Origin of the sequence: Gordonia oleivorans (genome assembly GCF_040044975.1) — a bacterium.
In the GTDB taxonomy this organism is placed as follows: Bacteria; Actinomycetota; Actinomycetes; order Mycobacteriales; family Mycobacteriaceae; genus Gordonia; species Gordonia oleivorans.
Genome location: NZ_JBDZDI010000014.1, coordinates 50,100 through 75,344, shown reverse-complemented (window position 1 = coordinate 75,344; position 25,245 = coordinate 50,100). Strand labels below are relative to the sequence as shown.

General features: G+C 68.3%; 25 protein-coding genes. 14 read left to right on the top strand and 11 right to left on the bottom strand.

The features are described 5' to 3' along the window. Positions 1-152: 152 nt before the first annotated feature. Positions 153-632: an NUDIX hydrolase gene (locus tag ABLE92_RS18175; protein WP_348806164.1), complete on the top strand. Its 480-nt coding sequence runs from the start codon at positions 153-155 to the stop codon at positions 630-632. Between the two features lie 28 nt (positions 633-660). On the opposite strand, the gene ABLE92_RS18170 is transcribed toward ABLE92_RS18175, so the two are convergent. The 3 genes from ABLE92_RS18170 to thiE form a co-directional block, all read right to left on the bottom strand. Continuing rightward, the gene (locus ABLE92_RS18170) at positions 661-1,029 is read right to left on the bottom strand and encodes a 2-isopropylmalate synthase (protein WP_348806163.1); all 369 of its coding nucleotides are present in this window, start codon (positions 1,027-1,029) and stop codon (positions 661-663) included. 381 nt (positions 1,030-1,410) lie between these two features. After that, positions 1,411-1,854 (bottom strand): hypothetical protein, encoded by a 444-nt coding sequence (locus tag ABLE92_RS18165; protein ID WP_348806162.1) that lies wholly within the window; start codon positions 1,852-1,854, stop codon positions 1,411-1,413. Between the two features lie 85 nt (positions 1,855-1,939). After that, positions 1,940-2,647: a thiamine phosphate synthase gene (gene thiE / locus ABLE92_RS18160; protein ID WP_348806161.1), complete on the bottom strand. Its 708-nt coding sequence runs from the start codon at positions 2,645-2,647 to the stop codon at positions 1,940-1,942. A 144-nt stretch (positions 2,648-2,791) separates the two neighbouring features. Here thiE and thiO point away from each other — a divergent pair, with 144 nt between their 5' ends. The 6 genes from thiO to ABLE92_RS18130 all read left to right on the top strand — a co-directional run bounded on the left by thiO (position 2,792) and on the right by ABLE92_RS18130 (position 9,531). Next, positions 2,792-3,910 (top strand): glycine oxidase ThiO, encoded by a 1,119-nt coding sequence (gene thiO / locus ABLE92_RS18155; RefSeq protein WP_348806159.1) that lies wholly within the window; start codon positions 2,792-2,794, stop codon positions 3,908-3,910. Then, positions 3,907-4,104: a sulfur carrier protein ThiS gene (gene thiS, locus ABLE92_RS18150; RefSeq protein WP_348806158.1), complete on the top strand. Its 198-nt coding sequence runs from the start codon at positions 3,907-3,909 to the stop codon at positions 4,102-4,104. The genes thiO and thiS overlap by 4 nt, the downstream gene beginning before the upstream one ends. 43 nt (positions 4,105-4,147) lie before the next feature. Next, positions 4,148-4,909, top strand: coding sequence for a thiazole synthase (locus tag ABLE92_RS18145; RefSeq protein ID WP_348806218.1), 762 nt, complete (start codon positions 4,148-4,150; stop codon positions 4,907-4,909). A 61-nt stretch (positions 4,910-4,970) separates the two neighbouring features. Beyond that, positions 4,971-6,086 carry an ABC transporter ATP-binding protein gene (locus tag ABLE92_RS18140; RefSeq protein ID WP_348806157.1) on the top strand — a complete coding sequence of 372 codons (1,116 nt, stop codon included), beginning with the start codon at positions 4,971-4,973 and terminating at the stop codon, positions 6,084-6,086. Then, positions 6,083-6,856 carry an ABC-2 transporter permease family protein gene (locus ABLE92_RS18135; RefSeq protein WP_348806156.1) on the top strand — a complete coding sequence of 258 codons (774 nt, stop codon included), beginning with the start codon at positions 6,083-6,085 and terminating at the stop codon, positions 6,854-6,856. The genes ABLE92_RS18140 and ABLE92_RS18135 overlap by 4 nt, the downstream gene beginning before the upstream one ends. Before the next feature lie 71 nt (positions 6,857-6,927). Then, complete coding sequence (locus ABLE92_RS18130; RefSeq protein ID WP_348806155.1) at positions 6,928-9,531, top strand: helix-turn-helix transcriptional regulator; 2,604 nt, start codon at positions 6,928-6,930, stop codon at positions 9,529-9,531. A gap of 35 nt (positions 9,532-9,566) precedes the next feature. On the opposite strand, the gene ABLE92_RS18125 is transcribed toward ABLE92_RS18130, so the two are convergent. From ABLE92_RS18125 to ABLE92_RS18115, 3 genes are all read right to left on the bottom strand, one after another. Continuing rightward, positions 9,567-10,079 carry a nuclear transport factor 2 family protein gene (locus ABLE92_RS18125; protein WP_348806154.1) on the bottom strand — a complete coding sequence of 171 codons (513 nt, stop codon included), beginning with the start codon at positions 10,077-10,079 and terminating at the stop codon, positions 9,567-9,569. Positions 10,080-10,151: 72 nt separating this feature from the next. Continuing rightward, positions 10,152-11,036 carry an SCO6745 family protein gene (locus tag ABLE92_RS18120; protein ID WP_425476160.1) on the bottom strand — a complete coding sequence of 295 codons (885 nt, stop codon included), beginning with the start codon at positions 11,034-11,036 and terminating at the stop codon, positions 10,152-10,154. A 58-nt stretch (positions 11,037-11,094) separates the two neighbouring features. Further along, on the bottom strand, positions 11,095-12,243 hold the full coding sequence (locus ABLE92_RS18115; RefSeq protein WP_348806151.1) for a DMT family transporter: 1,149 nt from the start codon (positions 12,241-12,243) through the stop codon (positions 11,095-11,097). A 268-nt stretch (positions 12,244-12,511) separates the two neighbouring features. Here ABLE92_RS18115 and ABLE92_RS18110 point away from each other — a divergent pair, with 268 nt between their 5' ends. Both ABLE92_RS18110 and ABLE92_RS18105 read left to right on the top strand, forming a co-directional pair. Beyond that, positions 12,512-13,675, top strand: coding sequence for an ATP-grasp domain-containing protein (locus ABLE92_RS18110; RefSeq protein WP_348806150.1), 1,164 nt, complete (start codon positions 12,512-12,514; stop codon positions 13,673-13,675). Positions 13,676-13,740: 65 nt separating this feature from the next. Next, positions 13,741-15,147 carry an amidohydrolase family protein gene (locus ABLE92_RS18105; protein WP_348806149.1) on the top strand — a complete coding sequence of 469 codons (1,407 nt, stop codon included), beginning with the start codon at positions 13,741-13,743 and terminating at the stop codon, positions 15,145-15,147. A 7-nt stretch (positions 15,148-15,154) separates the two neighbouring features. Here ABLE92_RS18105 and ABLE92_RS18100 read toward each other — a convergent pair whose 3' ends face one another. Beyond that, complete coding sequence (locus ABLE92_RS18100; RefSeq protein ID WP_348806148.1) at positions 15,155-15,313, bottom strand: hypothetical protein; 159 nt, start codon at positions 15,311-15,313, stop codon at positions 15,155-15,157. A gap of 123 nt (positions 15,314-15,436) precedes the next feature. On the opposite strand from ABLE92_RS18100, the gene ABLE92_RS18095 reads away from it, so the two are divergent. Then, on the top strand, positions 15,437-16,588 hold the full coding sequence (locus ABLE92_RS18095) for an alpha/beta hydrolase family protein (RefSeq protein ID WP_348806217.1): 1,152 nt from the start codon (positions 15,437-15,439) through the stop codon (positions 16,586-16,588). Positions 16,589-16,624: 36 nt separating this feature from the next. On the opposite strand, the gene ABLE92_RS18090 is transcribed toward ABLE92_RS18095, so the two are convergent. After that, positions 16,625-17,005 (bottom strand): SHOCT domain-containing protein, encoded by a 381-nt coding sequence (locus ABLE92_RS18090; protein ID WP_348806147.1) that lies wholly within the window; start codon positions 17,003-17,005, stop codon positions 16,625-16,627. A 228-nt stretch (positions 17,006-17,233) separates the two neighbouring features. Here ABLE92_RS18090 and ABLE92_RS18085 point away from each other — a divergent pair, with 228 nt between their 5' ends. The 3 genes from ABLE92_RS18085 to ABLE92_RS18075 all read left to right on the top strand — a co-directional run bounded on the left by ABLE92_RS18085 (position 17,234) and on the right by ABLE92_RS18075 (position 19,541). Next, entirely contained in the window at positions 17,234-17,692 is a 459-nt protein-coding gene (locus ABLE92_RS18085; protein ID WP_348806146.1) for a DUF6325 family protein, read from the top strand. 39 nt (positions 17,693-17,731) lie between these two features. Then, the gene (locus ABLE92_RS18080; protein ID WP_348806145.1) at positions 17,732-18,043 is read left to right on the top strand and encodes an SHOCT domain-containing protein; all 312 of its coding nucleotides are present in this window, start codon (positions 17,732-17,734) and stop codon (positions 18,041-18,043) included. Positions 18,044-18,122: 79 nt separating this feature from the next. Next, positions 18,123-19,541, top strand: coding sequence for a DUF2252 domain-containing protein (locus tag ABLE92_RS18075; RefSeq protein WP_348806144.1), 1,419 nt, complete (start codon positions 18,123-18,125; stop codon positions 19,539-19,541). Between the two features lie 43 nt (positions 19,542-19,584). Here ABLE92_RS18075 and ABLE92_RS18070 read toward each other — a convergent pair whose 3' ends face one another. Then, the gene (locus ABLE92_RS18070; RefSeq protein WP_348806143.1) at positions 19,585-19,740 is read right to left on the bottom strand and encodes a hypothetical protein; all 156 of its coding nucleotides are present in this window, start codon (positions 19,738-19,740) and stop codon (positions 19,585-19,587) included. 172 nt (positions 19,741-19,912) lie between these two features. On the opposite strand from ABLE92_RS18070, the gene ABLE92_RS18065 reads away from it, so the two are divergent. Continuing rightward, a complete protein-coding gene (locus ABLE92_RS18065; RefSeq protein ID WP_348806142.1) occupies positions 19,913-22,603 on the top strand; it encodes a helix-turn-helix transcriptional regulator in 2,691 nt (896 codons plus the stop codon). A gap of 30 nt (positions 22,604-22,633) precedes the next feature. On the opposite strand, the gene ABLE92_RS18060 is transcribed toward ABLE92_RS18065, so the two are convergent. Continuing rightward, the gene (locus ABLE92_RS18060) at positions 22,634-23,044 is read right to left on the bottom strand and encodes a DUF6325 family protein (RefSeq protein ID WP_348806141.1); all 411 of its coding nucleotides are present in this window, start codon (positions 23,042-23,044) and stop codon (positions 22,634-22,636) included. Positions 23,045-23,376: 332 nt separating this feature from the next. Next, entirely contained in the window at positions 23,377-25,227 is a 1,851-nt protein-coding gene (gene leuA, locus ABLE92_RS18055; protein ID WP_348806140.1) for a 2-isopropylmalate synthase, read from the bottom strand. Positions 25,228-25,245 lie beyond the last annotated feature (18 nt).

Genomic DNA, 25,245 nt, shown 5'->3' with positions numbered 1-25,245 from the left:
CTTCGCCCGCATCGGCCCGACACGCGCGCCACCCCTGGCCGAGGTGCGCTGCCTCACATACGGTGGAGGAACGGTGGTGGTGCGGACGCACCTGCCGTGGATGGCGGTGGTGAGTTTCTCGCCGGCGATTCTCGGGTGTCGAGGAGGCATGTGTGCGCGGAGACGGGGACGGCTGGGTCATCGGTGGCGATGGCAGCCGGTATTGGGGTGTCAACGGTGCGGCGGGACTGCTGGTCCGTGCGCCCCACGAGGAGGAGGGCCGGACCCTGATCCTGCTGCAGCATCGGGCGGTCTGGTCCCATCAGGGCGGCACCTGGGGTCTGCCCGGCGGGGCGCGTGACTCCCACGAGAGCGCCATCGACACCGCGTTGCGTGAGGCGCACGAGGAGGCCGGAATCGAGGCCGACGACCTGCATGTGGTCGCCGCGTTGGTGACGCACCGGGTGGACGCGTGGACCTACACGACGGTGATCGCCGACGTCGACGCGCCGGTCCGGACCGTGGCCAACGGTGAATCCGCGGAACTGCGGTGGGTCGACGAGGCCGACGTCGACAGTCTGCCGCTGCATCCCGCCTTCGGTGAGGCGTGGCCTCAGTTGCGGGAACGTCTGGCGGCGCTCGACCCGACCTGAGCGCTGCCGGACCTCCCGGGGCCTGCGCCTACGGCTCGAGGAGTCGGTTGGCGCCGGCGATCAGGGCCTTGACGTTGGCCTCGTCGCCGGTGGCGCCGTCGCCGTAGGCCCAGCACTTCCGGTCGTCGCGCTCACACAGCAGAAACGACGCGAATCCGTCGTCGGTCGGGCGCTGATGCAGCGTGAGGATCGAGACGTGCGCACCCATCTCGTGCAGCATCGACGTCATGGCGCCGATCGGGCCGGTCGAGGTGGACGACAGCGACATGATCCGGTCGGCGTAGGCCATGGTGGCCCGGCATTCGACCATGTCCGCCGGGGCCGGTGCCACCGAGAAGGACCCGAGGCGGATGGCGCCGCTCGCGCCGTAGGATTCATTGAACTCTTGCCAGGTCATGCCCGTTGCCTCCTCGCGAATGCCGCGAGGGAGTGGACCGCCGCAGCGCGACCAGGGGAACGTGGACGGATGAGGGTCGCGCTCACCCGAGGACAAGGGTGCGGGCGAGAGGTGACGAGAATGCATCGTGGATCATCGTTTCGGTCAAAGAGTGGGTGACCGACTTCCAACGCATGACATCCAGCGCACGCCGACCCCGCAGCGGGGGGTCGGTCAAATCAGACCCCGCTGCGGCGGGTTACGAGCGCGATGTGTGTCCACGACATGATCCGACCACCATAGACCCGGCTCGTGGCGGTGGGCAAACGGTTTTCGGGAGGGGACTCAGGGCAGTCCGCGTGGGTGAGTGGCAAGGTACGCCTGCCTCGACCCGGCTTCTGCTCAGAGAAGGTCCTTTCCGAAAATCGCGCCCTGTTTCGCGTACACGTCCATGAGTCGCCGAACGTTGCTTCCGGCGAGGTCCCACACGTTCCTGCCGGGTTCACTCCACATCCCCGGAAGGCTCTCGACCAAACCCACCCCGATGAGCGCACGAATACTCACTCCGCTACTCGTGTACGCGGAATCGAATGCGTCGAGCATGCGGGATACGCCCATCGGATCGGACGTGGAGCTGCGCTCGATCCACGACGCCGTATCGGCAAGAACCATGTACACCGGCACGCCGAGTCCTTCGGTTTCGAACTCCTGCCGCCGGTTGACAAAAGCGTCCCGGATTGGCCCGAAACGGTTGGCCATCTCTTCGACGAACGCCAATTGCTCCGCGAACGTCAATTGCTCCGCGAACGTCAGGTTCTCCGCATGGCCGTCGTCGTCGCTGATCATCGTGGCCTTTCGGTTTGCTGGTACCACGCCCGCGGGGTCGCTTTCGGCAGCATCTCCGGTTGCGGGTGAATGGTGCTGCGTCAGTTCAGCCGAGCCGACTCCGCAGATCGGTCGCCGCCGCAGCGGGGTCCGCGGCCGCGGTGATCGCCCGGACCACGACGATCCGTCCGGCCCCGGCGTCGACGACCTCGGGCACGCGGTCGGCGTCGATGCCGCCGATCGCGAACCACGGCTTGGCGGTGCCGGTCGCGGCCACCGACCGCACCAGGTCGAGGCCGGCGGCGACCCGACCCGGTTTTGTCGGGGTGGCCCAGCACGGTCCGGTGCAGAAGTAGTCGACGTCGCCGTCGGCGATCGCCGCCGCGGCCTGCTCCGGGTCATGGGTGGAGGCGCCGATCACAACGTCGTCGCCGACGATGCGCCGGGCGTCGGCAGGAGGCAGGTCGCCCTGGCCGAGATGCAGAACGTCGGCGCCGGCGAGTGCGGCGATGTCGGCGCGATCGTTGACCGCCAGCAGTGCGCCGTGTGCGTCGACGATGCTGCGCAGGTCGGCGAGAATGGCGAGTTCCTCGCGGGCCTCGAGCACGCCGAACTCGCGTTCACCGGCCGAACCCTTGTCGCGCAGTTGCACGATGTCGACCCCACCGGAAAGCGCGGCATCGACAAAGGCCGGCAGGTCTCCGCGTTCGCGGCGGGCGTCGGTGCACAGGTAGAGCCGGGTGGTGGTGAGGCGATCGCGCCGGGATGGTCCCTCGGCGCGGCCGGTCCCGGGAGTCCGAGATTCGGTCGACATGGGGACGAGAGTAGCGGCCGTGCGGTCGGGGGTAGGCTTGGCACCACCACACGGGAGTCCGGGGAACGTCGGGCTGAGAGTGCGGGCCGCCCCCGCAGACCGTCACACCTGATCCGGATCATGCCGGCGAAGGAAGGAGCACGGATGCATCATTCGCGGATCCCGGAATCCGTACGGCCGCACGGGCGGACGCTGGCCGTCGTCGGTGGCGGCGTCATCGGCCTCACCTGCGCACTGGCCGCCGCCGATCGTGGTTGGCGCGTCACGGTTTTCGACGCCGGCGAGCATTACCGCGCCGCGCACGTGGCTGGCGGGATGCTCGGCTCGCTGGGCGAGGGACATCCCGGCGAGGACGCATTGCTGGCGCTCTCGGAAGCCTCGGTGCGGCGCTGGCCGGCACTCGTCGAGCGACTCGGCGACCCGTCGATCATCGCGGCCCGCGACTCACTGTTCGTCGCGACCACCGCCGCCGACGTCGCCTACCTCCGCCAACTCGCCGACTTCGTGTGGTCGGCCCGACCGCGCGGCGACGACGACCTGACACCCGTCGGCGCCGCGGAGATCCGTCGTCGTGAGCCGGCCGTCGGGCCGCGGCTGCGCGGTGGATACCTCGCGCGAGGCGAAGGGGCAGTGGACAATCGGCGGTTACTGGCGGCACTGCGCGCAGCGTTGCAAGCAGTGGGTGGCACCATCGTCACCCGCCGGATCACCTCGCCGGCCGAGGTCGACGCCGATCAGGTGCTGCTCACCGCCGGCGCCGGCATGGTGGACCTGTGGCCGTCGGCCCCGGTGCACCTGGCCGCCGGGGAGGTGCTGCGCCTGACCGCCGACCGCTGGACGGTACCGCCGCCGCGGCACGTCATCCGCGCTCGAGTGGACGGCCGGATGGTGTACCTGGTGCCGAGAAGCGACGGAATCGTCGTCGGCGCAACACAATACGAAGGTGACGTGTCCGACTGGCGGAACGCCTCGGGTGCGGCACGGGCCGGTGGCGTGGCCGAGTTGCTCGCCGACGCGATCGAGGTCTATCCGGGCCTGCGCGAGTATTCACTCACCGAGGTGGGGGTGGGATTCCGGCCGTGTTCGCCCGACGGCCTCCCGATCATCGAACGGGCCGACGACCGGACGGTGATCGCGACCGGTCACGGGCGCAACGGAATCATGTTGGCGCCCTACACATCCGACGCGGTCCTCGAGTTGCTGGGCGAGGCGCCGAGGGAGACCGGGATCGGGGCGGGCGTCACGAAAGGGGAACGAGTATGACGATACGGGTCAACGGGAACACCATGGACCTCGCCGACGACCGATCGGTGGCGCACCTGGTGTCGACGATGGGTCTGCCCGATCGAGGGATCGCGGTGGCCGTCGACGGCGAGGTGATACCCCGAAGTGGCTGGGGCCGTGGCCTTTCCGACGGTGCCGTGGTGGAGATCGTGACGGCGGTGCAAGGTGGCTAGCGCGCCGGCCGAATCCGCGTTCGGCACCGCGGTCGACCCGGGAATCGGCGATCCGCTGCGCATCGCCGACAAACAGTTCACCTCACGCCTGATCATGGGTACCGGCGGTGCGGGAAACCTCGATGTTCTCTCCCGCGCACTGATCGCCTCGGGCACCGAACTCACGACCGTGGCCATCCGGCGGGTCAGTGCCGACAGTGCCACCGGCGTGCTGGAACTGCTGCGGCGATTGGGGATCGACATCCTGCCCAACACCGCGGGCGCTCACACCGCGGCCGAGGCGGTCCTCACCGCGCGACTGGCGCGGGAGGCACTCGAGACGTCCTGGGTGAAACTCGAGGTGGTCGCCGACGAGCGGACGCTGCTGCCCGATCCCGTCGAACTCCTCGACGCCGCAACCCAACTCGTCGACGACGGATTCGTCGTACTCGCCTACACCAACGACGATCCGGTGCTGGCCGCCCGACTCGCCGACCTCGGCGTGGCGGCGGTGATGCCGTTGGGCTCGCCGATCGGTACCGGCCTCGGTATCCGCAACCCGCACAACATCGAGATGATCGTCTCGCGGGCGACGGTACCGATCGTTCTCGACGCCGGGATCGGAACCGCGAGCGACGCCGCTCTCGCCATGGAACTCGGTTGTGACGCAGTACTTCTCGCGACGGCGGTGACGCGCGCCGACGATCCGGAACGGATGGCCGCGGCGATGCGGCACGGCGTCACCGCCGGCCGGTTGGCCGCCGGTGCGGGCCGGATTCCGCGGCGACGCTGGGCGAACGCCTCCTCGCCCGACCGCGACGCCTGAGACATCACCCTGAGACATCGCACCGCCCGGCCGACACCGAAGGCTGTGTAGTGTCGAGTCCGTGCTGAGAGTGGAGAACCTCACCAAAGACTATGGGCCGGTGCGTGCCGTCGACAACCTGAGTTTCGAGGTGGCATCCGGGATCGTCACCGGCTTCCTCGGACCCAACGGTGCGGGCAAGTCCACCACCATGCGGATGATGCTGGGACTGGACCGGCCGAGCGCGGGACGCGCCACCATCGACGGCAAGGAATACCGTCACCTCGATCATCCGCTGCGGCAGGTCGGTGCCCTGCTCGACGCGAAGTGGGTGCACCCCAACCGCAGCGCCCGGGCACACCTGAGGTGGCTGGCCGCCAGCAACGGCATCGCCGCCGCCCGCGTCGACGAGGTCCTCGAGACCGTCGGCCTGACCCAGGTCGCGGGCAAACGCGCCGGGGGTTTCTCCCTGGGCATGTCGCAGCGCCTCGGACTGGCCGGCGCGATCCTCGGCGATCCGCACACCCTGCTGTTCGACGAGCCGGTCAACGGCCTCGATCCCGAGGGCATCGTCTGGATCCGCAACTTCATGAAAGCGCTGGCCGCCGAGGGCCGGACCGTCCTGGTGTCCAGTCACCTGCTGACCGAGATGTCGCTGACCGCCGATCACCTCATCGTCATCGGGCAGGGCCGGCTGATCGCCGACAAGTCGGTCGCCGAGTTCACCGCGGCGGCCCGCACCATCGTGCGGGTGCGCTCGCCCTATCCGGATCAACTCCATCACGCGCTGGTCACCGCCGGCGTGACGCCGCACCCGGAGATCGACGCCCACGGACGCACCGTGTTCGTCGTCGACGACGGATCGACCACCGATCGGATCGGCGACATCGCCGCCGCGGCCGGGGTGACCCTGCACGAACTCGTCGGCGCGCAGGCATCGCTGGAGGAGGCGTTCATGGCGATGACCGCGCACGCCGTCGAGTATCAGGGTGGTGCCGGGGCGGCGCCGGGTGGCGGCGCCCACGAGATGGGTGTGGCGATGCCGGGCGCCGAGCCGGGTATGCATTCGGGTCCGCCGCGCCACGGCTCGCCACCACCGGGGTATGTGCCACCCGGTCAGGTGCCGCCACCCGGATTCCCGCCTGCCCCGCCCGCACCGGGGCCGTTCCCGGGCCCGTCCCAGGGAGGTCCGCAGTGATCGACGTCCTGCGCGCCGAACAGATCAAACTCGGCTCCATCCGCTCCCCGTACTGGTGCATGGGGCTGGTGGTGTTGCTCAGCATCGGTATCACCGCGCTGTTCAGTGCGCTGTTCACCGGGGCACCCGACGAGACCGGAACGAGCAGCACCGAGATCGCCGACGGCTCCGCGATGACCGTGCTCCTGGTCGGGTTGCAGCAGTTCGCCGTAATCGTCCTGATGATCATGGCGGTCCTCGGCATCACCAGCGAATACCGGTTCTCCACGATCCGCGCGTCGTTCCTCGCGGTGCCGAACCGGCCGCTGGTGTTGATCGGCAAGGCCGTCGTCTACGTTGCGCTCACCGTGATCACGACGCTGGTCCTGGCGGTCGTGTGCATCCTGATCCTGCAGGCCGGTCTCGGCACCTCGGTCGTCGGTTTCGGCAACTCGGCGGTGATCCGGCAGATCTGGGGCACCCCGATCTTCGCCGCGCTGTGCGTGCTGCTGTCGATGGGAATCGGTGCGCTGGTCCGTCAGACCGCCGGCGCGATCTCCATCGTCCTGGTGTGGATGCTGGTGCTGGAGACCATCCTCGGATCGGTTCCGCGGGTGCGTGACTGGGTCGGCCCGTTCCTGCCGTTCGCCAATGGGTCGCGATTCCTGTCCGGCGGTTCGGCCGACGACGTGTTCCATTGGAACTCGTATGTGTCGCTGGTGTACTTCGCGGTGGTCGCCATCGTCATCTACGTCGCCGGCGTCGTGGTGACCAACCGACGGGACGCGTGATCAACCGACCGTATGTCGTTGGCTGATATTCACCTGCGTATTTGCTGATAAAGGGACTAAAATCAGCAACCATGCCAACGAATTGGCCCCTGGTGCAACGCGAGAAGGAGTATCGCGCCATCTCTGCGGCCCTGCGCGGCGAGTCCGCCGTGGGTGGGGTGGTGCTGACCGGGGACTCCGGCGTCGGCAAGACGACCCTCGCGCGGCACGTCACCGCGAGCATCGGCAGTGGCGTGCGGTGGGTCGCGGGAACCGAATCCGCGCGCAGCATCCCCCTCGGCGTCTTCGCCCATCTGGTCGGGACGGCCACCTCCAGTGACCCGGTCACCTACCTCGCGGCGGCCCGCGAATCGTTGCTCGCCGACGGTCACGCCGTCATCGGCGTCGACGACGCGCACCTGCTCGACGAGTTGTCGGCGACGCTGCTGCATCAACTCGCCATCGACCGCGCGGTGCACATCGTGGCGACGGTCCGCAGCGGCGAGACCGTACCCGACGCGGTGACCTCGTTGTGGAAGGACAACCACCTGCTGCGGATCACCTTGTCGCCGTTCACCAAGGAGCAGAGCGTCGAACTGGTGGAGTCGGTGCTCGGCGGCCAACTCGAGGAACATTCGGCCGATCGGATGTGGGCGGCGTCCGGCGGGAACGCGCTGTTCCTGCGCCACCTCGTCGACGGTGCCCGTCAGGCCAACACGCTGCGGCAGGTCAACGGGGTGTGGCAGCTGCGCGGACGTGCGGCCATCACCTCCGAACTCGCCTCGCTGCTCGAGGGACGGATCGAACAACTCCACGAGTCGGTGCTGACCGCACTGAAATACCTGAGCCTGTGTGAACCCCTCGATCTCGACGTCCTCGCCGAGGTGGCCGGGGAGGAGGCGGTCGAGGAAGCCGAGATCGACGGACTGGTGCGGATCGAACGGGAGGGCCGCAACCTCAACGTCGGCTTCCACCATCCACTGTTCGGGGAGGTCATCCGCCGACGCCTCGGCTTCGCCTCGTCGCGGCGCCTGCGCGGCAATCTGGTGAAGGCCCTGCGCGGGCGCTCGCTGTCGTCACCCGCCGACCGCATCCGGCTGGCCGAATTGGCCTTGGAGAGTGACGCGTCCGCGGTCGACCTCGGTCTGCTGTCGGCGGCCGCGGGCGACGCCCTGAACCTGGCGCAGACCCCGATGGGGGAGCGATTCGCGCGCGCCGCGCTCGAGGAGGGCGGCGGTCCCGCCGAGGCCGAACTGCTCTCGCGGGCATTGATGTGGCAGGGGCATCCCGACGAGGCCGAGGCGATCCTCGCGCGCATCGACACCACCGGGCTCGAGGCGTCGCTGCAGTTGCGGATCGGGTTGCAGCGCGTCGGCAACATGTTCTGGGTGATGAACGACGCCGACCGGGCATCGACCATCCTCGACGCGGTGCGCGCTGCGGTGACCGATCCGCACCTGATGGGAATCGTCGACGGAATCAGTTCTGCCTGTGCGCTTTTCGAGAACAAGCTGGATGACGCGCTGCGCCTGTCGGATGCCGCACTGGCACCGGAGGACGCGCTGCCGTGGGCGGTCGAATGGGGTGTGTTCGGTGGCATGCTGTCCCGGGCCCTCATCGGGCGCGGCGACGAACTCGATCCGCTGATCCAGCGGGCCCGCGAGGCCGAGAAGTTCACCGACGGACTGTTGCGGTATCCGGCCGGGATCGGCGAGATCCTCGGACTCATCCTCGGCGGCCGACTCGACGCCGCCGACGCCGCCGCCGGACGCTACGTGGCGTTCGCCGACACCGCGCAGTATCTCAGCTGGGCGATGTCCGGGATTTTGGTGTCCGCCGTCGAACTGGCTCGGGGCGAATGCGCATCGGTGGTGCGGCGGATCGAGCAGACCCTGGCCACCCTCGACGGCGAGGAGTACTCGGCCTCGTGGAATTTCCCCGCCTATGTCTTTCTCGCCCAGGCGCTGAGCGCGCTGGGGGAGGCCGACCGCGCCGAGGCCGTCCTGGCCCGCGCCCGCGCCCGGGACGGCCGGCACGTCGCGGTGTTCCGGCCGATGCTGCGCATCGCCGAGGCCTGGCAGGCGGCCGCCGCCGGCACGGTGTCACTGGGTATCCGGCGGGCGTGGGATGCGGCCGCGCTGGCCGCGCAGACCGGGCAACTGGCCGTCGAGGCGCAGGCGCTGCACACCGTCGTCCGGTTCGGTGACGCCGGCCCGGCCGGGCGCCTGGCCGAACTGGCCGAACGGATCGACGGTCCGCTGCCGGGCCTCTACGCCCGGCACGCCGAGGCGCTCGCCGCCGGTGACGGGGTGGAACTCGACGTCTGCGCCGCCGATCTCGAGGCACTGGGGCTGCGGCTGTCGGCGGCCGACGTCGCCGCGCAGGCGTCGGCGATCCATGACAAGGCCGGCAAACGGTCGGCGACGGTGGCGTCGTCGTCGATGGCCAATCGCCTGGCCGCGGCCTGCGGTGGCCTGCGCACCCCGGCGTTGCTCGAGGCCGCGCAGCCGCTGCCGCTGACCACCCGCGAACGTGAGATCGCCACGCTGGTGGCGTCGGGACTGTCCAACCGGCAGATCGCCGAGCGGCTCACCGTCTCGGTCCGCACCGTCGAGGGCCACATCTACCGGGCCTGTGCCAAGCTCGACGTCACCGATCGCGACGGCATCGCCTCACTGATTCTCCGGGAACGGTGATCCTGCGGGCTCGGTGATCATTCGCCGAACGGTGATCATTCAGGAACCACGATCGCCGGCCCCGGCGTGACGCTGAACCCGGGGATCGACGCCAGCGGTACGTGCGCCTCGTAGGTGCGCTCGTATCCGGTGGCGCAGATCCGCCAGCCGTCGGCGGTGCGTCGATATTCGTCGGCGTAGAAGGCGGCGCCGATGAGCATGAACTCGACCTCGGCGACGATCACCCGATCCGACAGGTACCAGCGTCCGTACGCGATGTCGCCGTCGACGTCGATCTCCGGATGTGACACACGATGTTCGGTGATCACCCCCGGTCCCACCGACTCGCGCATGAAGCCGACGAGGTCGTCGCGGCCGGTGAGGTCGAGGCCGCCGTAGTGGCCGATCACATCGTTGGTGAGGGTGGCGGCGAAATCATCCCAGTCCTTGGTGTCCAGGGCCCGCAGATACCGATACTTGAGCTGCTTGATCTCCGCGAGATATCCACTGGTGAAACGTCTTTGGTGATCACGTGGCTCGTGTTCGTCGGCGGGGGGCGGTGGTGTCATGGTTCGACCAATACACCCACCACACCCGCCGGCGGATCGAGATCGCCGATTTCGCCGGCTACTTCTTCCGGGCTACTTCTTCCGGGTGCCGGGCAGGACCCCGGCGTCGATGACGGACTTCACGTACGGGCGCAGGGCGGTGACGGTCTCCGACAGCTCCGGACGCGACCACAGCTGCTCACCGAGGGCGTCGGTCTGCGCCTCGATGTCGTCGTAGATGGCGGCGCCGTCGGAGGTGAGGCGGTGACCGGGATCGGTATCGGAACCGGTGCGTTCGGCGAGCCCTTGGGCGACAAGACGATCCACCGATTCCTCCCACTCCTGCGCCGACCAGCCGCGGGTGAGCAGCGTCAGATCCCGGCCCAGCACCCGGCGCGTGACGGTGGGATCGGGCAGTGCCGCCTCGTGGAATACCGCGGCGTCGAGTCCGCCCAGCCCGTGAACCACCAGCGCGGCAATGTGGTTGTCGCCGCGCCACTCTCGCAGCACGGCGAACGTATGCCACAGCCGCAGGTGCGGCGGCGTGGGTGCCGGGGCCGCGGCCCACGCGGCGGCGAGCGGACGACCCGAGTACGGCAGGGTCTGCGCCGCCTCGGCGAACACATCGGCGGCCGCGGCGATCGCGTCGTCGTCGACGCCCTCGCCCCAGATGTCGCGCAATTGTTCATCGAGCATCCGGTCACGGGCCTGCGACACCCGGTCGAGGCCGACCTCGAGCGCCTTGGCCCAACTCTTGGCGATCGAATCGGGGGCGAAGTTGACGAAGGCGGCAGTCACCACCGACGCCGCGCACGGACCCATCGGTGCGGCACGCGCACCCACGTAGAAGGCATGCGCGTTCAGGCCGGTCGCCTCGTGCGCGCCGGCCAGGGCCGGACTGAAGTAGGCCAGGACGTGGAAGGGTTCGAGGGTGTCGTAGGCGCGGCGGGCGGCGGATGTGGTCGTGGACATGGTCACCACGCTGTCGGCGCCATCGGTCGGTGTCAAGCGTGCAGCCGGTTCACGGGGTGAGGCGTCACGGGGTGCGGCGCGGTCCGTTACCGCCGGGACGGGCCACCCGCTGATCGCCGGTGACACCCAGGTCGGCTTCCAGATCGTCCTCCACCAGGGTGAAGTCGGCGTCGCAGAACTGGTCCTCGCTGACCTCGTCGTCGGTGTCGGTGCTCACCGCGGCGGTCGTCGACCCGTCGCTCGTCACCCCGGCGGCGTCGCGCTCCGCGGTGTCGAGGTCGTCATTCTCCCGTCCGCGTCGCCAGCCGCCCTTCATCGGCGGTGCCTCGCCGAAGTGGTCGGGATCGCCGGAGCCGTACCAGGCGACGAGGACCGCACCGATCACCGCGCCGATGAATCCGACGACGGCCAGCCAGCCCAGACCTTCCTTGGCGGTGTCGCCGAGGAACAGCACCCCGACCAGGCTCGGTCCCGCGGTCTCACCGACGACGAGGACCGCGGTGACGCCGTTGACCGCACCGAGTTGCAGGGCGACGGTTTGCACGAAGAATCCGGCCGCTCCCGCGACGGCGATCGTCCATGCCGCCGGGTCGAGGAGCAGCACCTTGAGATCGAAGGGGTGGACGCCGTCGAGGATGCGCACGGCGATCGCGATGACGCCGAAGAGCAGGCCGGCCATGGCGCCACCGACGATCGCGCCGTGGCGACCCAGCCGGTAGACACCGAGCAGGGCCAACGACGACAACACGAGCGTCGCGACGAACAGACCCCAGTGGATCGAGTGGGCCTGGCCCTCACCGGTCGTATGCGATGAGGAGAAGCCGAGCAGACACAGCGAGAACACCACCAGCCAGATCGACACCCAGTCCCGGGTGTGCAGGGCGATGTTGAGCATGATCGTCCCGAGCAGTGCGGTGACGACGAGGTTGGCCGAGACGATGGTCTGCGACAGGAACAGCGGCAGGAACCGCGCGGCGACCGCGCCGCCGGCGAACCCGACGATCACCATCACCGTGCCGAGGATGAAGGACGGATCGACAAACGTGGACATCGTCGACTGCAGTGACGGACCACCGGCCGCGTTGGTGTCCTCGATCCCGTCCTCACGCGAGGTCTGGGCGACGCGACGGGCACCGAGCGCACGCAGGACCGTCGACATGCCGTAGGCGACGGCAGCCAGGCATGCGGAGATGACGCCGACGACAAACAACATCCGCACCTCCACCCCTGCGGCCGTGGACGACCGACAACATCAACTTAACAACGCGAAAGACTGCAACAGTCATCGCGGTCCCGGTATTCCGGGTACCGACATGTCCGAGTATGCCGGGTGGGGCCGACAAGAGCCCGTCAATTATGCCGAACTGGGGACGCCCGCGGGCCCTTCGGCGGCGTTATCGGTGTCCTCACCGGTGTCGTCGGGCCGCCCCGCGCGCCAATCCCCCGCAGAAGCAGGGGGAGACACGCCCTAGACTCGCGACGTGCCCCCAACCGGTAAGCATGTGCTGATCACCTTCGGCCGATCATTCCTGACCCTGAACCTCGCCCGTCTGCTCGCCGCCGGCGGGCACCGGGTGACGACGGTGGACTCGATCCCGGTCGCCATCACCCGGGTCTCCAATGCGGTCAGTGGCTTTCACCTCGTCCCACCTCCGAAGTTCCGACCGCAGGAATACTGCCGTGAACTCGCGCGGATCGTCGTCGAGGAGTCGGTGGACATCGTCATCCCGATCCACGAGGAAACAGACATCCTGTCGATGATGCGAGGACTCTTCCCGCCCGAATGCGAGTTGTTCCTCTCCGATTTCGACCTCGAGAACCGGCTACACAACAAATACGACTTCCAGGTCATGCTGGCCGACCGCGGAATCCCGACCCTGAAGTTCGCCGAACTCCGCGGGCGCGACGACATCGCACAACTCGACTTCACCGGACCGTTCGCCGTCAAGAAGTGCTATTCGCGTGGTTCGCAGAAGGTGCACAAGGTCTATCCCGGTGACGCGATGGAGTGGCTCGATCACGACCCGAGCAACCCGTGGCTGGCTCAGGAATGGCTCACCGGCGACCGCTACTGCACCTACTCGGTGGTGCGGGAGGGCCGGATCTTCGCCCACGCCACCTATCCGGTGGAGTATGCGATCGGCGGCAGCTCCTGCCTGTCGTTCGTCTCCGCCCACCACCAGGGGATCCTGGACTGGGTGACCGACTTCCTCGCCGGCACCGACTTCACCGGCCAGGTGGGTTTCGACTTCATCGATCACCCCGAGAAGGGTCTGTACTGCATCGAGTGCAATCCCCGCGCGACCAGCGGGATCATGATGTTCCGCCCGCACAACCGGGTCGACCGCGCGTTCTTCGGGGAGAACACCGAGGTCATCGTCCCCGACGACGACGTGCACACCATGATCAAGGTCGGGATGACGCTGTTCGGCTGGACGGAGGACTCCCGGCAGGGACGCACCATGCGCGAGTATTTCCGGGACCTGCGCGGATTCGACGACGTCATCGGGGTGCCGGGTGACCGGAAACCGGGCCTGCTGCTGCCCGCCGCCTACCTCGGCATCCTGCGCAGCTGCGTGAAGTACCGCGTCGGCCTCGCCGAGGGATTCATGCACGATCACGAATGGGACGGCCACGTCATCTGAGCGGGTCATCTGAGACGCGCCCTGCTCGGCGCGCCGAACCGCGCCGGTTGTGCTTCGGTTGACCGATGAGCACGCACCTCGGCCACCTCGTCCACATCGCCGGGAGTCCCACCGTCGACGACGCGGTGGCCGCGCTCGTCGACATCGCCGACGGTGCCCTGGTCGTCGACGACGACTCCGGGATCATCCTGTTCTCCGGACCCCGCGACGAGGTTCCCGACGAGTTCGCCGCGCACCGGGTGATCGATCACGGCCCGGCCTTCCTGCTGCCCGGTTTCGTCGACACCCACATCCACTTCCCGCAGACCTACTCCCTGGACGCCTACGGTGGCGGGCAATTGCTGGAATGGTTGAACACCTGCATCTTTCCGGCCGAGGCGCGACTGGCCGACCCGGAGTTCGCCCGCCGCATCGCCCGGGATTTCACCGCTCGCCGGATCTCGGCCGGCACGACCGCCGCGATGGTGTTCGGATCGGCGTTCCCGGTGGCCCAGGAGGCACTGTTCACCGAAACCGAGCGTGCGGGCCTGCGTATCGTCAGCGGCCGCGGCATTCAGACTTCCGGGCCGGATTCGGCTGCGCCGCTGATGACCTCGGAGGCCGACGCGATCGCCTTGACGTTGGCCGAGATCGACCGCTGGCATGCCTCGGACACCGGTGACCCGTCAACCGCGTTGCGCCACACCGCCATCGTGCCCCGATTCAGCCTGTCGGTGACCACCGACACCTTGCGTGCGCTGGGGGATCTCTACGCGTCGGTGGCCGAGCGGGGGGTGTACGTGCACACCCACCTGAACGAGAACAATCGTCCGCTCACCGGTGAAATCGACACGGTGAAAACGCTTTTCGAGGTCGAGAGTTATCTCGACACCTACGACGGGAAGTTCCTGCCGGGTTCGTCGACCGGCGGTGAGAGTCTGCTGGGACGACGGACGATCATGGCCCACGCGGTGCACTGCACCGACGCCGAGCTGTCACGGATGGCGCAGACCGGGACATCGATCGCGCATTGCCCCACATCGCAACAGTTCCTGGGTTCGGGCACCATGCCGTGGCGGCGGACGGTGGCGGCGGGTGTGACGGTGGCGGCCGGAACCGATTGTGGCGCAGGGGATGAGTGGCTGATACCGCAGGTGCTCGCCGACGCGTTCAAGGTGCACATCTCCGAACCCGGAGACGCGAGCGTGGCGCTGCATCCCGCGCAGCTGTTGTTCACCGGGACACTGGCCGGGGCGCGGGCGCTCGACGCCGAGGAGCGATTCGGCAACCTCGACGCCGGCAAGGAAGCGGATTTCCTGGTGATCGAGCCGGAGCGCTGGGCACCGCTGGAATCGTTGCTGACCAACGGGATTCGTTCCGATGATCCCGAATTGGCCAGGGAGCAGACGCTGTTCGCGCTGCTGATGGGGATGCGGGAGCCGGCGATCGCCGAGGTCTACGTGCAGGGCCGGCTCGTGGAGTACGAGGTCTGAGCGACGCTCAGCGAGCGGGGACGGGCGTGAGTTCGGTGCCATGATCCGGCGCCGCCGGGGATGTGCGAGCCGAGGTGGCGACGATGCCGATGAGCGCACCGATGCCGGCGGCACAGGCGACGAGAACGAACAGCGCGCTGAGCGCGAGGATTTCCATGGAGGTCATGTGGCCCAATTGTCCGCGCGCGACGCCACAATTCCACTCCGAGGGGCGGATCGGTGTGGATACTCACTCGTAAACGAGGAGTGTGACGTGGCGACGAGAAGGCGCGCAATCGTGTGGCCGGTGATGGTATCGGTGCTGTTCACGGCCATTCTGGCGGGTGTGGTGCGAGCCCCGGCGCAGGCCTCGCCCGGGCCGCCCGGCGCGGTGGTGGCGATCGCCCCACTCGGCCGCGCCTGGGGCGGACTCGACCGCGTGGCGCGACTGTCGTACCTCACCACCGACGGATTCGGGCACACCGTATCGGCGAGCGGGTTGGTGCGAACACCGGCCGGCACACCGCCGCCGGGCGGATGGCCGGTGGTGGTGTGGACCCACGGCACCTCCGGGCTCGGACCGGACTGCGGCCTCACCGCGTCGACGATCGCCGAACGTGCCGACTCCGCGATCGTCGCCGAAGTCAACCGGGCAGGCTATGCCGTCGTCGCTCCGGAGTATCTGGGCCTGAGTCCCGCGGATGTCATCGCCGGCCAGCGGACCCATCCGTATCTGCAGACCCGGTCGGAGGCGACGGCGTCGGCCGATATCGTGCGGGCCGCCCACATCGCGCTTCCCGGCCTGTCCCGCCGGTGGGCGGTGGTGGGTGTCTCGCAGGGTGGTCACGCCGCGCTGGCGACCGGCAATGTCGCCTCGGCTCGGGCGCGTGACCTCGACTTCCGCGGAACCGTCGCGATGGCGCCCGCATCGAATGTGGAGAACGCGATCCTCGCCCTGCGGCCGGGTGTCCCCGCACTGCCCGCCGGGTTGACCGGAACCGTGGCCGCGATCCTGGCGGGGATGGCCGCCAACTCCGACGACGTCGACGTCGGAAAGTATCTGACGCCCCTCGGACGCGGCATCATCGACCGGATCTCGAGTGTCTGCGCGCCGGACTTCGCGTCGGTGGTCGGGCAGACACCTGCCGGCCGGCTGGTCTCCCGGCCCCTCGACGATCCGGTGTTCGCGGCCGCGCTGCGCCGGTACATGGCCGTTCCGACCACGGGGTACGACCGCCCGATCCTGGTGGTGCAGGGGTTTCGCGACGCCGATGTGCCGCTACCGCTGACTGCGGCATTGCTCGGCGAATTTGCCGCCGCCGGAACACGATACGAGTTCCGGGTGGTCGATTCCGATCACGGTGACCTGCCGTGGCGGGGTGGGCTGGATGCGGCGACGGAGTTCCTCGGGCGCGTCATGGACAACAGCGCCATGGACAACAGCGTCATGGACAACAACTGACGCGTCCGAGGCCGATTCACTTCGATACGGCGGGCCTCACCCGAGCGCTTTGGCCTTGAGTGTCTCGAATTCCGCCGGCGTGATGGTGCCCGCGTCCAGGAGTGCCTTGGCGGTGGCGATCTGCTCGGCGGATGACGGTCCGGCGACGTTGCGGATGTAGTCGTCGGTCTGCTGTTGCATCTGTTGCTGTGCGGCGACGGTGCGTTCGGTCATCCCGCGTCCGCGGGCGATGAGATACACCAGTGCGGTCAGGTAGGGGATGAGGATCAGGAAGATGATCCAGATCGCCTTGAACCAGCCGGACAGCTTCCGGTCCCGGAACAGGTCGCTCAGGATGTAGAACAGCACCAGCAGGTAGGCGACGAACGCGAAGATCACCACCATGCCCCAGATGAACTCCCAGAACGAATCCCACATGTTGTGTCTCCTCACGATCTCGGGCCATGACGGACCCGGCGACGGTTGTTCGTCTGCTCCATCCTGCATCGCCCACCTGCAGACCGGATCACCCGGACCGGATGACCTCACCGCGATGCCTGGGGACGATGCGCAGGTCGGTCCGACTGCGCTCATACCGGCCGGTCGGCTGCTGTCATACCGGTAGGATGATGCCGCGCACATCGGGGCGATGAGAGGCTGGACACCATGACCGCAGCAGACAGCGAAATCACCGACGTCGACGTCGAGATCGGTCCGATCGACTATCTCGTCGTCGAATTTCCCGCCGATGCCCACTTCGACGGCAGCGCACTCGGGCATCTGCGTGACCTCGTCGATCGCGACATCATCCGGGTCCTCGATCTCGCCTTCGTCCGGCGCACCGCCGACGGTGTGGTCGGTGTCGACATCGCCGACCTCGATCTCGCCGGCGACCTCGACGTGACGCTGTTCGCCGAGGCTGCGTCCGGCCTCATCGGTGAGGATGATCTCGCCGAGGCGGGCGCCGTGCTCGACGTCGGCCATGCCGCGGCCATCATCGTCTACGAAAACCATTGGGCGGCACCGTTTGCGACGGCGCTTCGGCGCAGTGGGGCGGAGCCGGTCGCGTCCGGCCGGATTCCGGTCACCGACCTGATCGAAGCGCTCGAGTCCGCCGAGAACTGATCCTCTTACTTTTCGCCGAACGACAGAATAGAGAACATCATGCCCGGACTCCTGCGTGGAATGGCACGCACCGCAGTCGTCGCAGGAACCGCAACGGCGGTGTCCAACAGAGTGTCTCGTCGTCAGGGTCAGCGATGGGCCCAGCAGGGTTACGAGCAGCAGCAACGGTATGCGCAGCCCGAGCCGCAGTATGTCCAGCAGGCCCCGCCTCCGCAACCGGCACCGGCGGCCCCGGCCGCGTCGAACGCCGACCGCATCGCCGAACTCAAGCAGCTCGCGGATCTGCACGCGCAGGGAGTGCTGACCGACGCCGAATTCGCCACGGAGAAGCAGCGCATCCTCGCGTCCTGATCCACCCCCGGCGTTCGACCCCGCTCGGCCCCGCTCGACCCGACCGGGGCCGGTCGTCACCGATGAGAACGGACATGCCATGAGTGCTCCGGACGTAGAGGCCGACCCGGCACGCCGCCATCTGAGCGTGTCCGATCGGGAAGCCCTCGGGCGTGCGGCGGCCGACCGCGTCGCGGTGGCCGATCTGGCCGACCTCGGCGACGGCGCCGACCGCGACCCGATCGGTCTGCTGGTCGGTCAGGCGGGTACCCGGGTTCCCGAGTTGGTGCCGATCCGCCACGGCCGGATGGCCCGGACCCCGTTCACCTTCTACCGCGGTGCCGCCCTGGTGATGGCCGACGACCTCGCCCGGACCCCGAATTCCGGTCTGACCGTGCAACTCTGCGGTGACGCGCACCTGAGCAACTTCGGGCTGTACGCCACCCCGGAACGGCAGTTGACCTTCGACGTCAACGACTTCGACGAAACCTATCCCGGCCCCTTCGAATGGGACGTGAAGCGGCTCGCCGCCAGCCTGGTCGTCGCCGCGCTGGGCAATGGGTTCACGCCGAAGATCGCCAAGGAGATCGCGCAGGGCTGCGCCACCGAATACCGCACGACGATGGCCGGACTGGCGTCCATGGGAACGCTGAAAGCGTGGTACAGCCATGCCATTCCGACGCCCGATCTGGCACTGCTGAGCCCTTATCTGGATCCGAAGTCGGCCAAGGAGGTCCAACGCACCATCAAGAAGGCGTGGCGGCGCGACAGCCTGCAGGCGTTGAGCAAGCTGACGACCGTCGTCGACGGCGCCCTCGAGTTCGTCGATCAGCCCCCGTTGATCGTTCCCATCGAGAATCTGCTCGGTGAGTCCGCGCCGGGGTTCTACGACGAGATCGCACGCCGGTACGTCGACTTCCGGGCGACGATGGAGCCGCATCATCAGGTCCTGCTCGATCGTTTCGAGTTCGTGCGCATGGCGCGCAAGGTCGTCGGGGTGGGCAGTGTGGGCACGCAGGCGTGGGTTCTGTTGCTGCAGGGCAAGGATTCCGGCGATCCGCTGCTACTGCAGGCCAAGGAGGCCCAGCGTTCGGTGCTCGCGGGATATCTCGACGGGCCGACCTATGACAACGAGGGCCAGCGCGTCGTTCACGGGCAAAAGCTGATCCAGGCGGTCAGCGATGTCTTCCTGGGGTGGAACGGTGGGCCCGGCCTCGACGGCACGCAGCGTGACTTCTACCTCCGTCAACTTCGCGACGGCAAGGGTTCCTTCGTCATCGAGGCCCTGGACCAGAAGGGGTTGTATGCCTACGGCCGGGTGTGTGCCCGGGTGCTCGCCTACGGCCACGGCCGATCCGGCGACGCCGTCGCGATTTCGGCATACCTCGGCGAGACCGCCGAGTTCGACAAGGCGATCCGTCGGTTCGCCACCCGGTACGCCAAGGTCAATACCGGCGATCACGCTGCGTTCGTCGCGGCGATCGAGCGTGGTGAGGTGACCGCGGTCGCCGACGTCTGAGCCGGACGATCGGTTCCGGTCCTGTCCTTCCTGGGCGCACCCGTCAGGTGGGCGCACCCCGGGATGCTCCGTCGACCCTGGTGGCACGACGTTCGATGGCCTTGGCGATCGTGTCGCCGGCGGCGGGAACCGGGCGTGCCCGGCCGACCGGATGGCCGATCACCGCATGCCGGGTGCCTCGTGAGGGACGCATCGTCATGGGTTCTCCTCGACTGATGAGATCGTGCTGGTGTGTCCATCATGGGCGGGATGCCCGGATCGGGTCGTCATCCGAGGTGGATGAACCCGCGAGGTTGATGAACCCGGGTGGATGTGGTCGTCGGTGCGTAAGATCTGGCCGGAAGTATCCGGCGATCTCCTCGGGACGGGTTGTGACAGAAACTGGCATCGGCGGCGCCCGCTCGCGCTTGCGGGTGTCGCGTCCGGCGGTTCCGCCGGTTCTGGTCGACCGGCCCCGCCTCGACGCCGCACTGATCGCCGGTATCGAGGGACCGATCACCGTGGTCTGCGCCGGGCCGGGCTACGGCAAGACCCTCGCCGTGGCCGCGTGGGCCGAGGATGCGCCGTGGCCGGTGGTGTGGTTGACCGCCGATCCCGACGCCGACCTGCCGTCGTTCTGGATCGATATGCTCGCGGCCTTCCGGGTGGCCCGAGTGCCCGGATACGACGACGGTCTCGACCTGATCGCCCCGGGCCCCGATTTCGGCCTCGGCGACGTCGATCGGATCAGCGATGTCCTGGCGGCGGGCAGCACCCCGGTGATCGTCGTCATCGACGATGTCCATCTGATCACCGATCCCGACGTCAACGAATCGATCATCCGGCTGCTCGACGCGTGTGAGCATCGGCTGCGGCTGATCCTGATCGGCCGGACCTGGCCCAGACTGCGCCTACGACGGCGTCAGCTCGACGGTGCCGTCACCGAGATCACCGCCGAAGACCTGGCATTCACCAGTGCCGAGACCCGGCAGCTGTGCGACGGGATGGGTCTGTCCGAGGCCGAACTCGGTGTGCTCGGCGAACGCACCCAGGGGTGGCCCGCCGGTCTGCGGCTGGCGCTGCTGGGCCGCGGCTCACCGGTCGAGGTGGCCAGTCGAGACGCGCTGTGGCAGTTCAGCGGTCACAACCGCCTGGTGGCCGCCTATCTCCTCGAGGAGGTCTTGGCGGGGCTGTCGTCCAGCGACCGGCGATTCCTCCTGGCGACCTCGCTCGTCCCGGAGGTCGATGCATCGCTGGCGCATGCCCTCACCGGCCGCGACGACGGCCGCCGTGTTCTCGAACAGATGGTGGCCGACAACGCGCTGACGGTGCGCCTCGCCGACCGCCCGGACTGGTTCCGCTACCACCCGCTGCTCCGGGAGTTGCTCGGCGATCGGCTGCAGACCGAAGTGCCCGACAGCGTTCCCGAACTGCATCGCCGCGCGGCGCACTGGTATCTCGACCACGGTGATCACGTGGCCGCCGTCGGGCACCTGATCGCGGCTGACGATCGGGCCCAGGCGGCGCGGGTGCTCGGGGGGTATGCAATTCCCCTGATGCTCACCGCGCGCGCGGCCGATCTGGCGGCGACGCTCCAGCAGGTCGACGACAAGCCGGGCCTCCCGGCCACCGTGGCGGAGCAGATCATCGGCGTCGTGCTGGCCTATCACCGACGCGATTACCTGCTGATGGGCCAGTACGCGGACGCCGTCGAGCGGATGCTGGCCGACGGCGCGGTTCATCCCGACGCTGAACTCGTGTCGAGCGCCCGGATCGTGGTCGCGGTGGCCCGGATGGTGCTCGCCCGGTTCCACACCATCGCCGATCTCACGGTGCGGGCCGAGCAGATCCGGCAGGTCATCGGCGAGGTCGAACCGGGTCACATCCCGGCCGCGCCCGCCTACCTGGTGCTCGCGACCAACAACCTGGGGATCGGGAACCTGCTGCAGGGCCGGTTGGTCGAGGCACGCGGGATGCTGGAAGGCTGCCGAGATCAGGCCGTCGATCAGGGCATGGGGTTGGTGGCCATCGCGGCGTCGGGTTACCTGTCGCTGCTGGATCTGATCGACGGTCATCTGGCCGAGGCCGGTCGGCGGGCGCGCGCCACGTTGGAGCAGGCCGGCCGACGGGGCTGGAGCAGGCAACCTCAGGTGCTCATCTCGCATGCGGTGTGCATTGCCGCAGCCCTGCACACCGGACACCTCGAGGAGGCGTGGGAGCATGTGCGGCGCGCGCGGGTGGCCGGGGAACCGGTCACCGACATCGCCGCCCTGATGATCGTGGAGATCTACGCGATCTGGGTGGCGGTGGCCGCCGGTGACGCCGACGCCGCCCGGACCGCCGCCGATCGCCTGGCCGTCCTGCGGTCGCGCGCCGGCGCGCTGCCCGACCTGCTCCGGCGGTGGATGTGCGTGGTCCTCATCCGGCTGCACCTGGTCCACGGGGACGTCGAGGGTGCCCGGGAAAGCCTGCCACCGATGCCGCAGGACTGGGGACTCGCGGGCGTCCTCGAACGGGTCGTCACCGCCGAGGTCGCATTGGCGTCGGCGAAGCCGAACGACGTCGCAGCGATCCTCGGGCCGTCGACGAAGTACCGCGACTATCCGATCCAGCAGTGCGAGGCCATGGTGGTCGCCGCCGTCGCGGCCGCCCGGTGCCGTCGCGACGCCCAGGCCCTCGACCGGATCGGGGAGGCGATCGCGGTCGCCGGTACCACCGGATCGGTGCGCCCGTTCGCGGCGTGGTCCGCCGACATCGGCCCCATCGTGGCGCGATACCGGTTGCTGACCGGCAAACATGTCGAGGTGGTCGATCGCATCCTCGAACTCTGCGGCGACGACACCGCCGCGGCGTCCCCACCACCGGCCGATCCGGATGCGGTGGCGCCCGAACAACTGCTCACCGAGCGTGAGTTGGCGGTGCTGAGGTATCTCCCGACGATGTACAAGGCATCCGAGATCGCCGCGGACCTCTTCGTCTCCGTCAACACCGTCAAGACCCACCAGCAGTCGATCTATCGCAAACTCGGGGTGTCCACCCGGCGCGACGCGGTCGACCGGGCGCGGGAGCGTCGCCTGCTCTGACCGCGGTCCGAGATGGGCGCGGCCCACCTGTCACTCATCGCAGGACAGCGAGGACACGATGGCGCGCAACGGGATTCGTCCCTGCGCGACCAACTGGGCATCCGACGCGGCGGCCGCGTCGATGAGTTGCCGGGCACAGACGTACTCCCACACCAGGATTGCCGCGCTGCGGCCCGGTTCGATCGCGGGAGCCAGATTGTCGAGATCTTCGAGCGCGAGAATCTCGGCGAGTGAACCACCGAGTTCCGCGGGGAGCGTGGCGCCGACGTCCTCGTACTCGCGGACCGACAACCCGGTGTCCCGATCATGATGGACCAGTAGCAGATCCAGAATCCGCACCATGCCCGAGGCGATCATCCGCGCCAGCGTCTCACCGATCCGGGTGGGCAGTTCCTCGGTAACCGGTGCCAATTCGATCACCAGGTAGTCGATGGGGCCCATGTCCGCAGCGTGCAATGGTCCGGCTCCTCACGACGGGGCAACGGGAATGTGCTCGTTCCAGTGTGGAGTCGGGGCGGTCGCGGGTCGTCATGCGTAAGGGATGAGAACCCGGGATCGATCCCGGCGAATCGGCAAAGGGCCGGACACATTCGCGAGGGTTTCTCGCGCAAGGAAGTGTCCGGCCCATTCCGTGCCACGCGCGATGACGGCGACGTAACCGCGCTCGGTGGCTCCGGCGTCGGGGATCGCCCGCGCCGGTGGTTTCTGATGTGAGGGTCGATGTGACCCGGGGATCTCGGTGTGACCTGGGAACTTACGGTGTGACCTGCGGCCTACGGGGCCCAGGTGCGTGGTGCGGTGTCGCCGGCCTCGTCGGCCGGTGCTGCCACCCGATGTGCGCGGTTGACGGCGGAGACGACGGCGCGCAGTGATGCGGTGGTGATGGAGGAGGCGACGCCGACCCCCCATACGGTTTCGCCGTCGATCTCGGCCTCGACGTAGCAGGCCGCGTTGGCGTCACCGCCGGCGGTCATCGCGTGTTCGCTGTAGTCGAGGATGCGCAGATCGAATCCGACGGTGCCCAGCGCATCGACGAAGGCGTCGAGCGGACCGTTGCCGGAGCCGGAGATCTCCTTCTCCACGCCGTCGACCTTGACCACGACGGTGATGCGGTCCTCGCCGCCGTCGACCTCGGCCGCGTCGACCTTCTGGCGCATCCGTTCCAGCGGCCGGATCGGCAGCAGATACTCCTGCGCGAAGACGTCCCACATCTCCTTGGGTGCGACCTCGCCGCCCTCGCCGTCGGTCAGCTTCTGGATCTCGCGGCTGAACTCGATCTGCAGGCGCCGGGGCAGATTCATGCCGTGGTCGGTCTTCATGATGTAGGCGACGCCGCCCTTGCCGGACTGGCTGTTGACGCGGATGACCGCCTCGTAGCTGCGGCCGACGTCCTTGGGGTCGATCGGCAGGTAGGGGACCGCCCAGGTGATGTCGTCGACGTCGGCGTCATCGGCGTCGGCGTCGTACTTCATCTGGTCGAGGCCCTTGTTGATGGCGTCCTGATGGCTGCCGGAGAACGCGGTGTAGACCAGATCGCCGCCGTAGGGGTGACGCTCGGGAACGTTCAGCTGGTTGCAGTACTCGACGGTGCGACGGATCTCGTCGATGTCGGAGAAACTGATCTGCGGGTCGACGCCCCGGCTGAACAGATTCATGCCGAGGGTCACCAGGCAGACGTTGCCGGTGCGCTCGCCGTTGCCGAACAGGCATCCCTCGATGCGGTCGGCGCCGGCCTGATAGCCGAGTTCGGCCGCCGCGACCGCGGTGCCGCGGTCGTTGTGCGGGTGCAGGCTCAGGATGATCGAGTCCCGGCGGGCCAGGTTGCGGTGCATCCACTCGATGGAGTCGGCATAGACGTTCGGGGTGGCCATCTCGACGGTGGCCGGCAGATTGATGATCATCGGCCGCTCCGGGGTGGGCGCGATGATCTCGGTGACCGCGTCGCAGACCTCTTTGGCGTAGGACAGTTCGGTGCCGGTGTAGGACTCCGGGGAGTACTCGTAACGCCAATTGGTGTCGGGGTAGTTCTTCTCCACCTCGAGCACCTTGCGGGCGGCGTGGGTGGCGATCTCGGTGATCTTGTCCTTGTCGGCGCGGAACACCACCCGGCGCTGCAGGATCGAGGTGGAGTTGTAGAAGTGCACGATCACGTTGGCGGCACCGCGGCACGCGTCGAAGGTCCGCTCGATCAACTCGTCACGGCACTGGGTCAGCACCTGGATGGTCACATCGGCGGGGATGGCGCCGTCCTCGATGATCTCGCGGACGAAGTCGTAATCGGTCTGGCTGGCCGAAGGGAATCCGACCTCGATCTCCTTGTAGCCCATACGGACCAGCAGGTCGAACATGCGGCGCTTGCGGGCCGGGCTCATCGGATCGATCAGGGCCTGGTTGCCGTCGCGGAGGTCCACCGCACACCATCCGGGTGCGCGGTCGATGACCTTGTCGGGCCAGGTGCGGTCGGGTACCGAGACGGTCTCGACCTCGTCGGCGAAGGGACGGTAGCGGTGTACCGGCATCGCGGAATTACGTTGGGTGTTCCACGCGGGCTGGTCGGCGGGGATCGGGCCGGTGGGCTCGACGATTCGGCTTGCGCCCGAGGTGAAAGTGTCTGCTGCTGCCATGATGGTCATTCTCCGAGA